11 protein-coding genes are annotated in these 12,054 nt (G+C 56.4%); 4 read left to right on the top strand and 7 right to left on the bottom strand.

Going from position 1 to position 12,054, the window contains the following annotated elements:
* Nucleotides 1–181 precede the first annotated feature (181 nt).
* From groL to RX972_RS22925, 5 genes are all read right to left on the bottom strand, one after another.
* Complete coding sequence (gene groL, locus RX972_RS22945) at nucleotides 182–1,828, bottom strand: chaperonin GroEL (RefSeq protein WP_027900278.1); 1,647 nt, start codon at nucleotides 1,826–1,828, stop codon at nucleotides 182–184.
* Nucleotides 1,829–1,879: 51 nt separating this feature from the next.
* Nucleotides 1,880–2,173, bottom strand: a complete 294-nt coding sequence (locus tag RX972_RS22940) for a co-chaperone GroES (RefSeq protein ID WP_020292988.1) — start codon at nucleotides 2,171–2,173, stop codon at nucleotides 1,880–1,882.
* Between the two features lie 258 nt (nucleotides 2,174–2,431).
* Nucleotides 2,432–2,914 carry an FxsA family protein gene (locus RX972_RS22935; RefSeq protein WP_099270911.1) on the bottom strand — a complete coding sequence of 161 codons (483 nt, stop codon included), beginning with the start codon at nucleotides 2,912–2,914 and terminating at the stop codon, nucleotides 2,432–2,434.
* A 66-nt stretch (nucleotides 2,915–2,980) separates the two neighbouring features.
* Nucleotides 2,981–3,712, bottom strand: a complete 732-nt coding sequence (locus RX972_RS22930) for a HugZ family protein (RefSeq protein ID WP_316878767.1) — start codon at nucleotides 3,710–3,712, stop codon at nucleotides 2,981–2,983.
* Between the two features lie 288 nt (nucleotides 3,713–4,000).
* Nucleotides 4,001–5,008 (bottom strand): DUF481 domain-containing protein, encoded by a 1,008-nt coding sequence (locus tag RX972_RS22925; protein WP_027900275.1) that lies wholly within the window; start codon nucleotides 5,006–5,008, stop codon nucleotides 4,001–4,003.
* A 198-nt stretch (nucleotides 5,009–5,206) separates the two neighbouring features.
* On the opposite strand from RX972_RS22925, the gene RX972_RS22920 reads away from it, so the two are divergent.
* Together RX972_RS22920 and RX972_RS22915 are read left to right on the top strand one after the other, a co-directional pair.
* Entirely contained in the window at nucleotides 5,207–5,536 is a 330-nt protein-coding gene (locus RX972_RS22920) for an MGMT family protein (protein ID WP_099271031.1), read from the top strand.
* Between the two features lie 42 nt (nucleotides 5,537–5,578).
* Nucleotides 5,579–7,135, top strand: coding sequence for an AmpG family muropeptide MFS transporter (locus RX972_RS22915; protein WP_316878765.1), 1,557 nt, complete (start codon nucleotides 5,579–5,581; stop codon nucleotides 7,133–7,135).
* A gap of 266 nt (nucleotides 7,136–7,401) precedes the next feature.
* Here the strand turns inward: RX972_RS22915 and RX972_RS22910 are convergent, their stop codons facing one another.
* Together RX972_RS22910 and RX972_RS22905 are read right to left on the bottom strand one after the other, a co-directional pair.
* Nucleotides 7,402–8,247 carry a mechanosensitive ion channel family protein gene (locus RX972_RS22910; protein WP_099270914.1) on the bottom strand — a complete coding sequence of 282 codons (846 nt, stop codon included), beginning with the start codon at nucleotides 8,245–8,247 and terminating at the stop codon, nucleotides 7,402–7,404.
* 119 nt (nucleotides 8,248–8,366) lie between these two features.
* Nucleotides 8,367–8,852 carry a YajQ family cyclic di-GMP-binding protein gene (locus RX972_RS22905; RefSeq protein ID WP_027900271.1) on the bottom strand — a complete coding sequence of 162 codons (486 nt, stop codon included), beginning with the start codon at nucleotides 8,850–8,852 and terminating at the stop codon, nucleotides 8,367–8,369.
* Nucleotides 8,853–9,009: 157 nt separating this feature from the next.
* Here RX972_RS22905 and RX972_RS22900 point away from each other — a divergent pair, with 157 nt between their 5' ends.
* Complete coding sequence (locus RX972_RS22900; protein WP_316878761.1) at nucleotides 9,010–9,930, top strand: putative 2-dehydropantoate 2-reductase; 921 nt, start codon at nucleotides 9,010–9,012, stop codon at nucleotides 9,928–9,930.
* 76 nt (nucleotides 9,931–10,006) lie between these two features.
* Nucleotides 10,007–12,043 carry a sensor histidine kinase gene (locus tag RX972_RS22895; RefSeq protein WP_099270916.1) on the top strand — a complete coding sequence of 679 codons (2,037 nt, stop codon included), beginning with the start codon at nucleotides 10,007–10,009 and terminating at the stop codon, nucleotides 12,041–12,043.
* The last annotated feature ends 11 nt before the right edge of the window (nucleotides 12,044–12,054 follow it).

The following is a 12,054-nucleotide window of genomic DNA, read 5'->3' as shown; positions in this document are numbered from 1 at the left end:
CCCAGCTCGCTGACGCTCCGGACGACAAAGCTCCAGCTGGCGGCGGCATGCCAGACTTGGGCGGCATGGGTGGTATGGGCGGCATGATTTAAGCCAGCTTCACCCTCTTGCTGTAGCCCATAAAAAAACCCCGCACAAGGCGGGGTTCTTTTATGGGGTACAGCTAGAGGGTGAAGCTGGCTTACATCATGCCGCCCATACCACCCATGCCGCCCATGTCTGGCATGCCGCCGCCAGCTGGAGCTTTGTCGTCCGGAGCGTCAGCGATCATGGCTTCGGTGGTGATCATCAGGCTGGCGATAGAGGACGCGGCCTGCAGAGCAGAGCGAGTCACTTTAGCCGGGTCCAGGATACCCATTTCAATCATGTCGCCGTATTCGCCGGTAGCAGCGTTGTAACCGAAGTTACCCGAACCCTGCTTGACCTTGTCGACTACAACGCTTGGCTCGTCACCGGAGTTGGCAACGATCTGACGCAGTGGAGCTTCTACAGCGCGACGCAGCAGAGCGATACCGACGTTCTGATCGGCGTTGTCGCCTTTCAGTTCGGAGATTGCCTGCAGCGAGCGAACCAGCGCTACACCACCGCCAGGTACCACGCCTTCTTCAACGGCTGCACGAGTAGCGTGCAGGGCGTCTTCAACGCGGGCTTTCTTCTCTTTCATTTCAACTTCGGAACCAGCGCCGACTTTGATGACTGCAACGCCGCCGGACAGCTTGGCCAGACGCTCTTGCAGTTTTTCTTTGTCGTAGTCCGAAGTGGTGTCACCGATCTGCTGACGGATCTGCGAGATACGACCGTCGATGTCAGTGCGAACGCCAGCACCGTCGATGATGGTGGTGTTTTCTTTGTTCAGCACAACGCGCTTGGCATTACCCAGGTGTTCCAGGGTAGTGGTTTCCAGGCTCAGGCCGATTTCTTCGGAGATAACGGTACCGCCAGTCAGAACAGCGATGTCCTGCAGCATTGCCTTGCGACGGTCGCCGAAACCTGGAGCCTTGACGGCTGCAACTTTGACGATACCGCGCATGTTGTTCACAACCAGAGTCGCCAGGGCTTCGCCTTCAACGTCTTCAGCAACGATCAACAGCGGACGGCCAGCTTTGGCCACTGCTTCCAGAACCGGCAGCATTTCGCGGATGTTGGAGATTTTCTTGTCGACCAGCAGGAGCAGCGGGCTGTCCAGCTCGGCAACCATGGTGTCTGGCTTGTTGATGAAGTACGGGGACAGGTAACCGCGGTCGAACTGCATGCCTTCAACAACCGACAGTTCGTTTTCCAGGCCCGAGCCTTCTTCAACGGTGATAACGCCGTCTTTGGTCACTTTTTCCATGGCTTCGGCAATGATGTCGCCGATGGAATTGTCGGAGTTCGCGGAGATAGTACCTACCTGAGCGATGGCCTTGGTGTCAGTGCAAGGCTTGGACAGCTTCTTCAGCTCGGCAACGATCGCGATGGTCGCCTTGTCGATGCCGCGCTTCAGGTCCATCGGGTTCATGCCGGCAGCGACGGCTTTCAGGCCTTCGTTGACGATGGCCTGAGCCAGAACGGTTGCAGTGGTAGTACCGTCACCAGCGTCATCGTTAGCACGGGAAGCAACGTCTTTGACCAGCTGCGCGCCCATGTTTTCGAAACGGTCTTTCAGTTCGATTTCTTTGGCAACCGAAACACCGTCTTTGGTGATCAGAGGAGCGCCGAAGCTCTTCTCAATAATAACGTTACGGCCTTTTGGGCCCAGGGTTGCTTTTACTGCGTCAGCCAGGACGTTGACACCGGCGAGCATTTTTTTACGGCCAGAATCGCCGAATTTTACTTCTTTAGCAGCCATGATCGATCTTCCTTAAATACTTTGAGTAGTAACGGAAACTAGTGGGGTGACTCAGGCTTCGACGACCGCGAGAATTTCGTTCTCGCTCATCACCAGCAGGTCTTCGCCATCTACTTTCACAGTGTTGCTGCCGGAGTACGGGCCAAACACCACTTTGTCACCCACTTTCACGGCCAGCGCACGTACTTCACCGTTGTCCAGCACGCGGCCGGTACCCACAGCGAGGATCTCGCCACGGTTAGGCTTTTCAGCAGCCGAACCTGGCAGAACGATACCGCCAGCAGTTTTGGATTCTTCTTCGCTGCGACGGATTACGACGCGGTCATGCAGAGGACGAAGCTTCATTGTCGATCTCCTGATTATGGTTTTTAAACCGCCGGTGATTACACCAGCGAGTTAAACATCCGGCGTTGCCGGTTACGGTTCGACGAGCGAACCGCAGAATACGGTCTGGCAAAAAGGCCAGAAACCTTGCGGTGACCCATACATAAGGGCGGGCATGGTGATTACAAGGCCAGCCGTAGAATTTTTTTGTCGAAAGTTACTGCGTCATGAAACGCACGCGGCACCCTGAGGTGCCGCGTGGTGGGGCTATGAAGGGAATTATTTGTCGCGATGCTCGAACTCGCCTTCGATCACATCAGGTTCGCGCGTAGGAGAATGAATCGCACCCGGACGCCCCGGATCATTGCTCGCCGGCATGTCCTCTGCAAAAGCACGCTGGCGGATAGCTTGCTCTTCAGCACGTTTGCGCATGGTATTGACCAGCACCTTGCGCGTGATCGGCAGCAGGCAGATGACACCCAGAATGTCGCTGATAAAACCTGGCAACAGCAGCAGACCACCACCAACGGCAATCATCAGACCTTCGAGCATCTGCTGGGCGGGCAACTCGCCGCGGGACAGACTTTCACGCGCGCGCATTGCCGTTGCAAAACCGGCCACGCGAATCACGAACAGGCCCAACAACGAGGTTGCGACCACCATCAGGAATGTCGGAAAGAAGCCTATCGACATACCCACCCGTACCAGAACGAACAGCTCCAGTACCGGAAAAAGAAGGAACAGCAGTAGAAAAACACGCATCAATTGACTTCCTCAACGCAAGAATGCCTTGCAGTAGACCCTACGTGACGTCATCAAAGCGTGAATTCAAGCCTCTTGAGTATCACGAGTGGGCCATTTTTCCGCGTGAGCCAGCTGAACCAAGGCTTCGCGGACTTGTTTCGGTGTGTTACAGGGCTCACTGAATGCCAGCCAGTATAGGCTCTGACCGATGCGCAGGTGCATGCCTTCGCTGTCGATACCTGCCAACTGCGCGGCCTCATTTTGCGGGAGGCCCGTGAGCTGAACATAGTGAGCAATGGCTTTGGCGTGATCAGCATTCATGTGCTCGACCATGCCGGCTTCAGCGGACCCGGCAAACGGGTTTGCCAGTTCGACATGATCGAGCCAGTGAATGGCACCAAAGCCGCCAATGAAGCGATAGCGCACGGGCACCAGTACCCAGAAATCGAAATCATGGGCGGTGTGATAGCTTTTCGATTCAGGAAAAAAACGGTAATAGCGCTGAGACGCTGACTCGACGGCGTCGGGATCAACAAGCTTCTGTGCCTCAGCCATCACGGTCACCCGCCCAGTCGCCTGGACATCGTCAGCTTCGCGCTCACCCACCAGTAATGAGCACTTCGCGTCCTTGCCCAGATTGTGGGTGTGCTGAGCGATGCGGCTGATCAATATCAGCGGTTGCCCGAGATCATCAAGACAATACGGAACAGAAGAGCCAAACGGGAAACCCGGCATGGATTTGGAGTGCGTTGACAGCACGCCCCGGTATTCCTTTAGCAACAACTCCCGCGCCTGCTTGATAGCCTTCACACTCATCCAGTGACACCTCGCAATGAACGCGCCGATGATCGACGGTTGCCTAAATAAAGCTGAATAATAGCCAGCTGATTGAGCACGCGGATGGGTTTGGAAGACAAGCTAATAATTATTGCGAAGTGGAGCCAGGGGGCGGCAAGAAAGTGCTATGACCTCATCCGCGCGAGCTGTGGTTTTGTAAGACTGCAAGTAAGTGAACCTGTAGCTGCCGAAGGCTGCGATGGCGGAGTATCAGAGATATCGCTTTCGCAGCCTTCGGCAACTCCTGCAGAAACAGTGCGGAGGCGCTTACCAGGTCACACCAAAACCTGCGGTGTAGCGGGTTTTGTCCAGGTCGCCGTTTTCGGATCCGCTGATGACGTTTTTCTCGGCCTTGAGGTTCAAAGATGCCCAATCCGTCACTTTGTAGCGAAGCCCTACCTCCGCGTCCAGAGAGTAGTCAGCCACGTTGCTGATAGGTTTGCCTACTTCGCCGTTGGTGAAGAACTCAACCTTTTTGCCGATCAGGAAACGGTTGTAATCCCAGGTACCGGCCACAGAGTAGAAATTCGCTTTCTCGCCGTTTCTGAATTCGAAATCGGTGCGGTTAAGCAAGGCGCCCAGCTTGAATGCACCCAGCTCGTCATCCCAGAACTGGTAACCAGGACCGGTACCGACGACGCGTTGACGACTGAGGTCTTCGATCTTGTCGCGCTTGTAACTGATCCGGCCGTCCCAGAAAAATTTCTCGGTCAGGAAGCGGTCGATAGAGTACTCGGCGCTCCAGTTGTCGGTGTTGACGACATCGTCCTGAGTCTCGCGGTTGTAATCGCCTTTGGCGTTATGACGCCATTGGCCATGGCGTGCAGAGGTCTTGAAAGCCACGTTGTAATCGTTGGTGTCGTTCTCGGCTTGCTGGAAGTCCATGGCAACATCGACATTGCCCTTCCAGACCAGATCGGTAATGACCGGCTTGGGTTTCAGAATCTGCTGGATGCTGGCCAGTTCGACCGTTTTAGGCGCGTCACCGTTGGTCAACGTGACCTTGCCGTCATCAGACGCTTGCAACGATTTGGCAATTTCGCCCTGATACTGGTCCTGCTTGACCATCAACTTCTGGTCACTCTCAAGCGTTTTGACCTGTTTCCAGTCAACCGGAATAGAACCACCATAAGCAGTATCAATCACCAGCTTGCCGCCGTCGAAAAGTTTGATAGTGCCGGTGATCTTGTCGCCATTCTTCAACCAGACGGTATCAGCGAGCAAAGGAGTAGTGGCAACAGAGGCAGCGAGGAACAGCAGAGTTCTAGTCAGCATAAGCAACAAGGAGGCTCAGTTAGCGGAAAATCGGGCATCATCCATAAGGGATGACGTCAAGGCAATCGAAGACCGCCGCAGGAACAGGAAACACAGACAGCAGGAAATCCTTGTAGTTCAAATACCAAGGTCCGCTTATCTAGAAACAGGAGCAACGCGTTGACCAAAAAGCAGCCGGACTCATCGGATCCTGCCGGTATGGACCCGGCTCAGGCGCGGCGCACGGCGCTGTACCTTACGCTCAATCAGGTGCCGGAAGGGAAAGTTGTCAGTTATGGGCAATTAGCGGAGTTGGCGGGTCTGGGTCGCGCGGCGCGCTGGGTCGGACGGACCTTGAGCCAGTTGCCGGACGGCACTTCGCTGCCGTGGCATCGTGTAATAGGCGCTGGCGGCAAGGTCAGTTTGCCCGTCGGCACATCGTCAGGCGACGAACAGCGCGCCCGATTACGCGCAGAAGGCATCATTGTGCAGAACAATCGGGTAGATATCCGGCGTCATGGCTGGCGTCCGATAGAGCACAGCGGTTAGAGTGCGCCCTTTGTTTTCGTAACCTGAGGCAGACTCCAGCCCATGCCCCGTAAAACCTGGCGCGCCGCGCTCGCCGCATATGCCAGCCCTTCGACTTTAGTGCTGTTATTGCTCGGATTCGCTGCGGGCATGCCCTACATGTTGGTGTTTTCTACTCTGTCGGTCTGGTTGCGTGAAGCCGGTGTCGCTCGAGAAACCATCGGCTATGCCAGCCTGATCGGGCTGGCCTATGCCTTTAAATGGGTGTGGTCCCCCCTGCTCGACCAATGGCGCCTGCCACTGCTGGGCAAGTTGGGTCGGCGTCGCTCCTGGCTCGTATTGTCCCAAAGCCTGGTTATTCTGGGCCTCATCGGCATGGGATTCTGCGATCCGCAGCAGCACTTGTCCTGGCTGATCGCCATCGCTGTTGTCGTGGCTTTTTCATCCGCGACCCAAGACATCGCCATCGATGCCTATCGCCTGGAAATTGCCAACGATACTCAGCAAGCCGCCCTCGCAGCGAGTTACATGTCCGGCTACCGCGTTGCGGCGCTGCTCGCCACCGCAGGCGCGCTGTACTTTGCCGAAGGTTTTGGCTCCACGGGTTTCGCCTACAAACACTCGGCATGGACCGGCACTTACGTGCTGTTCGGCCTGCTGATGCTGCCAGCCTTGATTACTACGCTGATCATGCGCGAGCCTCCGGTGGCGCTGCGCACTCAACTGTCGGCCGCTCGGTATGGTTTCGTGCACCAACTGGCGTCTGTATTTGTGCTGATTGTGCTGCTGGTGTCGGTTCCGGCGATGTTCACCCAGCTCTACAACACGGACTTCGCCAGCGTGCTGTTTCAGGACGCCAGCTGGACTGACCTGTTGATGGAAGACCGTGCCTTTCTGCGCGCCATCCTTTACACCGTCCTGACCATCGCGTGCCTGTCCTCAATGGGGCGACGCGGCCTGGCTCCAGTGCTGACGCCAATCAATGACTTCATCCTGCGTTATCGCTGGCAGGCGTTTCTGTTGCTGGGTTTGATCGCGACTTACCGCATGTCAGACACGGTCATGGGTGTCATGGCCAACGTCTTCTACATCGATCAGGGCTTTACCAAGGACCAGATCGCCAGTGTCAGCAAGATCTTCGGTCTGATCATGACGCTGCTGGGCGCAGGCTTTGGCGGGTTGTTGATCGTACGTTTTGGCATCATGCCGATCCTGTTTATCGGCGGCATGACCTCGGCGGCCACCAACCTGCTATTCCTGATGCTGGCTGACATGGGGCCAAACCTTAAAATGCTGGTGCTGACCATTTCACTGGACAACTTCAGCTCCGGATTGGCGACCTCAGCGTTCGTGGCCTATCTATCAAGCCTGACCAACCTCAAATTCTCGGCGACACAATACGCGCTGCTCAGCTCGATCATGCTGCTGCTGCCGCGTTTGCTGGGGGGGTATTCGGGGGTCGTTGTGGAGAAGTATGGTTATCACAACTTCTTCCTGATCACTGCGCTATTGGGCGTGCCAACGCTGATCATGATCATCCTGCAGTGGAGCAAGGAGGCGCGCCAGGACAAGGCGGCTGAGGTGCTTGAGGCTGAGAAGCCCTCGCAAGATCAACTTTAAGGCTAAAGCACTGAATCTGCAGGAGGCCGCCCCATGCCCCTGACACCCCGCTGTCGCGCAGCAAACGAGTGACCTGTAGGAGCCAACTTGTTGGCGAGACGTCGGACCTGCATCGTCAGAAATTCCGCTCCGCCAACAAGTTGGCTCCTACAAGGTCAGCGTTTCAAATCCATTATTAACTTGATGTTTAGTAAGAGCTGCGATGGCGGCGTGTCAGCCAGAATGCTTTCGCAGCCTTCGGCAACTCCTACAAAGTCATATGCTAATTACTGCGGTGCTGCTGAATCCTGAACCACGCGAATCACTCGCTGCGGGAACGGGATATCAATATTGGCAGCACGCAGACGGTCACGGGCCTCGGCGTTGAAGCGGTTCGACACATCGCCGAAATCACCGGTCTTGACCCAAACTCGAAGCGATACAGTAATCGAGCTATCACCCAGCGCAGCCACCACGGCCTGCGGTGCAGGGTCCTGCAGTATGCGAGGATCATCTGCCATATCCATCAGGACTTGCAGCGCCTGCTTCAGATCGGCCTCGTAATCCACGCCCACATCGAACGTGATCTTACGGGTCGGCTGGCGATTGGTGTTGGTGATAATCCCGTTGGACAGATTGCCGTTGGGCAGGATCACTGTCTTGTTATCGCCGGTGCGCACCACAGTATGGAATATCTGGATACTGTCGACAGTGCCCGCGATACCTTGGGCTTCGATCCAGTCACCGATACGGAACGGGCGAAACAGCAGAATCAGCACGCCACCCGCGAAGTTCGCCAGACTGCCTTGCAACGCCAGACCAATCGCCAGACCTGCAGCACCGATAGCGGCCACGAACGAGGTGGTTTCAACCCCGATCATCGACGCAACGCTGACAACCAGCAGAATCTTGAGAATGATGTTGGCCAGGCTGCTGATGAAACCTTGTAGCGCGAGATCAGCATTGCGCAATGCCAGTAGCGCACCCACTTTGGTGGTCAAACGGTTGATCAGCCACCAACCAATCGTCAGGGTTACCAACGCCAACAGCACACGGCTGCCGTATTCCATGATCATCGGGATCCAGGCCTGAGAGGCCTTTACCAGATGATCCATTTCGGCATTCAAATCCATCTTTCTCTCCTCACATTTCCCGACCTGACGGCGCAACCATCAGACCGGGCCCGATGGTTACACCCTTGCACAAGCCATAGGCGCCGAAGGAAAACGAATTCCTGCGCCAGGCCAGTCTATCAGTCGCGGAAGTTATTGAATTGCAGCGGCATGCCAAATTCATTGGCACGCAGGACAGCCATCGCTTCTTGCAGGTCGTCACGCTTCTTGCCGGTCACTCGTACTTGCTCGCCTTGAATGGCGGCCTGGACCTTGAGCTTGGCTTCCTTGATGTGAGCGACGATTTTCTTCGCCAGCTCTTTGTCGATGCCTTCCTTGAGAACGGCGTCCTGCTTCATCAATTTACCCGAAGCAAAGGCGTCTTTGACTTCAAGGCATTTGACGTCGATCTTGCGCTTGACCAGGCATAGCTTGAGGATTTCGATCATCGCTTCAAGCTGGAACTCTGCCTCGGCGGTCAGGCTGACCGTCAGGTCCTTTTCCTTGAACTCGAATTCGCCTTTACCTTTCAAGTCGTAGCGACGGTCCAGCTCTTTGATAGCGTTGTCGACGGCGTTAGTGACTTCGTGTTTATCCAGTTCGGACACTACGTCGAACGAGGGCATGTCATTTCTCCAATGGATGGCGCTCAAACGCCTGTCTTTGATGTGAATAAAACCCGGTTATTATAACGAGACTTTCCCGCGTTCACTGCGAGCCATCCATGTCGACAGCCAATTTCTCGCTCCTGCTCAGTTTTCTTCGCCTCGCCGTGAGCCGCTAATGGCCGTCGTCTGGCATGTGTTGGGTGCCGGGAGTCTGGGCAGCCTTTGGGCAGTACGACTGTCGAGAGCGGGTTTACCGGTGCGATTGGTTCTGCGTGAAGCCGCGCGCCTGGCTGCATACGAGGCCAATGGCGGGACTCTGGCGCTGGTTGAGCAAGGTGTTGAGAGTCGAATGACAATCAGCGCGCAGACGCTCGACGGCAAAGAGCCCATCGAACGCCTGTTGCTGGCGTGCAAGGCTTACGATGCCGAGCAGGCTGTAGCGGCTCTGGCGCATCGACTGACACCTGACGCGCAAATAATCCTGCTGCAGAACGGCCTGGGCAGTCAGGACGCGGTCGCCGCAAAAGTCCCGAAAGCGCGTTGTATCTGCGCCTCCAGCACCGAAGGAGCGTTTCGCCAAAGAGACGGAACCGTGGTGTTTGCCGGGCATGGTTATAACTGGCTGGGCGACCCTGCCGATCCTTCCCCGCCTGAGTGGCTGAGTGATCTGCAACTGGCAGGCATTCCCCATGAATGGACGCCGGATATCCTCACCCGGCTCTGGCGCAAGCTGGCACTGAACTGTGCGATCAACCCACTGACCGTACTGCACGACTGCCAGAACGGTGGCTTGATGCAACATCACTGCGAAGTTGCAACGCTGTGCGCGGATCTGAGCGAACTGCTTCAACGCTGCGGACAGCCAGACGCGGCCGAAGACTTGCACAGTGATGTGCTGCGAGTCATTCAGGCCACAGCGGCCAATTACTCCTCGATGCATCAGGATGTCGCGCAAGGACGCCGCACAGAGATCAGCTATCTGCTGGGTCATGCCTGCGCAACGGCTGAGCGCCATGGCGTCGTTGTTCCACATTTGCAGCAACTGAAAGTCAGACTTGTAAAACACCTTACGGATAGAGGGCTGCCTGCGAACTAGCTCCGGCCACCTGTTTGCCCAATGGCCGGGGTGCGCGCTACCCTGAACATTCCTCATCCCAGTGTGATCCGTCCCCATGCCATTGCGCCAACGCCTGGAAAACCTGCCGGTCGGCCAGAAGCTACTGGCAGCCTTGCTGGTCCTGCTGACCACGGTCCTGCTGGTTGCCAACCTGACGTTCATCAGCGCCGCCTATTACATTTCCCAAGAGGCCATGGCCCCTCAGGCACTGCAGACCATTGGCCGCCTGATCAGCAACCCTAACCTCGCGGAACAGGCACTCAGTTCACCTGCGGATGCCGAATCGTTGCTCAAGGAGCTGAAAAATTACGGCCCTTTACGCGCTGCCGCACTTTACGACACCAATGGCGAACGGATCGGCCAACTGCAACAAGGCGACAAGCTCAGGCTGCCCTTACGGTTCAAGGACATTGAAAGCTGGCGCATCACCGAGTTTCGTAACACGCAGTTGATCCCGGTACCGAAAGCAGGTCAGGCACCGGGCCACCTGTTGCTGGTTGCCAGCAGCGAATTACCAACTGCGTTCTACACCGGCACCCTGACTGCCAGCCTCGGCATTCTGGTGTTCAGCGTGCTGCTCTGGCTGGTCATTGCCCGGCAGATTCGGCGCCTGATCACCGAACCCATTTACCAGTTGGAAGAGCTCTCACGCCAGGTCACGCGGGAAGAGAGCTACGCATTGCGCGCAGCGCCAGGCAACAAGGATGAAATCGGCAGTCTTGCTGAAGCCTTCAACACCATGCTGTCGCGAATCGAAGCTCGAGAGCAGCAACTCAAGCGCGCTAGGGACGACTCCCAGGAAGCCTACGATCAGGCTCAGGGCCTGGCCGAAGAAACCCGGAACACCAACCGCAAGCTGGAGCTTGAGGTGAAGGTGCGCAGCAAGATCGAGAAGAAGCTCACCGGTTTCCAGAACTACCTGAACAGCATCATCGACTCGATGCCTTCGGCGCTGATTGCGCTGGATGAACAGCTGTATGTCACCCAGTGGAATCAGGAAGCCAGCGCACTTTCCGGCACGCCTCTGGATGAAGCGCTGAATCAACCGATATTCCTTGCCTTCCCACCCATGAAAACCTTCCTGCCGCAGCTCAAGCAGACTGTGGAGAAACACAGCGTCACCAAGATCGAACGGGTCACCTGGATCAAGGACGAAGAGCGTCGTCACTATGCCCTGACTTTCTACCCGCTGACTGGTGGCGCGGGGCAAGGCGTGGTGATTCGTGTCGATGACATCACTCAGCGGTTGTCGCTGGAAGAGATGATGGTGCAATCCGAGAAGATGCTTTCCGTCGGCGGTCTTGCGGCAGGCATGGCCCATGAGATCAACAATCCGCTGGGTGCGATCCTGCATAACGTACAAAACATTAGGCGGCGGCTATCAACCGACCTGCAGAAAAACATTGAGCAGGCCGAAGCCGAAGGCATCGAGCTGGAAACAGTGAATCGTTATCTGGTCAGCCGGGAAGTACCCAAACTGCTCGATGGCATTCAGCAAGCCGGCGCACGGGCCGCGAAGATCGTCAGTCACATGCTCAGTTTCAGTCGTCTCAGCACCCGGCAAATGGCTCCGTGCGACTTGCCGGCATTGATTGATCAGGCGGTAGAGATCGCCAGTAACGACTTCGATCTGACCATCGGTTTCGACTTCAAGGGCCAGGCCATCATTCGTCAATTTGACCCGGAACTGGGTCCGGTGCCGGGTACGGCCAATGAACTGGAACAGGTGTTGCTGAATCTGCTGAAAAACGCTGCACAGGCCATTCACCAGCGTCCAGACGATGCCGAGCCGGGGCGGATCATCCTGCGTACCAGACTGAATCCGCCCTGGGCTGAAATTCAGGTCGAAGACAATGGCGTCGGCATGACCGAACAAGTGCGCAAACGTACGTTCGAACCGTTCTTCACGACCAAGGAGATCGGTCAGGGAACCGGGCTGGGGCTGTCGGTTTCGTACTTCATCATCACCAACAATCACAAAGGCCAGATGGAGGTGCACTCTTCTGTCGGCCAGGGCACCTGCTTCACCTTGCGCCTGCCTTTGGCGGGCAGCCAGGTGAACGTGCCTGAAGCGGTCATTTCGCCGCTATAACGGAGCATTGA

Source organism: Pseudomonas syringae group sp. J309-1 (assembly GCF_032582135.1).
Taxonomy (GTDB): domain Bacteria; phylum Pseudomonadota; class Gammaproteobacteria; order Pseudomonadales; family Pseudomonadaceae; genus Aquipseudomonas; species Aquipseudomonas quasicaspiana.
Note: the sequence above shows the minus strand (reverse complement) of the source record. Positions and strands in the feature narration are given on the sequence as shown.

Excerpts from the sequence above, each read along its gene's own strand:
- RX972_RS22930 (WP_316878767.1), bottom strand. The coding sequence starts at position 3,712 with ATGAGTGTGAAGGCTATCAAGCAGGCGCGGGAGTTGTTGCTAAAGGAA.
- RX972_RS22935 (WP_099270911.1), bottom strand. The coding sequence starts at position 2,914 with ATGCGTGTTTTTCTACTGCTGTTCCTTCTTTTTCCGGTACTGGAGCTG.
- RX972_RS22925 (WP_027900275.1), bottom strand. The coding sequence starts at position 5,008 with ATGCTGACTAGAACTCTGCTGTTCCTCGCTGCCTCTGTTGCCACTACT.
- RX972_RS22895 (WP_099270916.1), top strand. The coding sequence starts at position 10,007 with ATGCCATTGCGCCAACGCCTGGAAAACCTGCCGGTCGGCCAGAAGCTA.
- RX972_RS22910 (WP_099270914.1), bottom strand. The coding sequence starts at position 8,247 with ATGGATTTGAATGCCGAAATGGATCATCTGGTAAAGGCCTCTCAGGCC.
- RX972_RS22940 (WP_020292988.1), bottom strand. The coding sequence starts at position 2,173 with ATGAAGCTTCGTCCTCTGCATGACCGCGTCGTAATCCGTCGCAGCGAA.
- RX972_RS22900 (WP_316878761.1), top strand. The coding sequence starts at position 9,010 with ATGGCCGTCGTCTGGCATGTGTTGGGTGCCGGGAGTCTGGGCAGCCTT.
- RX972_RS22915 (WP_316878765.1), top strand. The coding sequence starts at position 5,579 with ATGCCCCGTAAAACCTGGCGCGCCGCGCTCGCCGCATATGCCAGCCCT.
- RX972_RS22920 (WP_099271031.1), top strand. The coding sequence starts at position 5,207 with ATGGACCCGGCTCAGGCGCGGCGCACGGCGCTGTACCTTACGCTCAAT.
- groL (WP_027900278.1), bottom strand. The coding sequence starts at position 1,828 with ATGGCTGCTAAAGAAGTAAAATTCGGCGATTCTGGCCGTAAAAAAATG.
- RX972_RS22905 (WP_027900271.1), bottom strand. The coding sequence starts at position 8,852 with ATGCCCTCGTTCGACGTAGTGTCCGAACTGGATAAACACGAAGTCACT.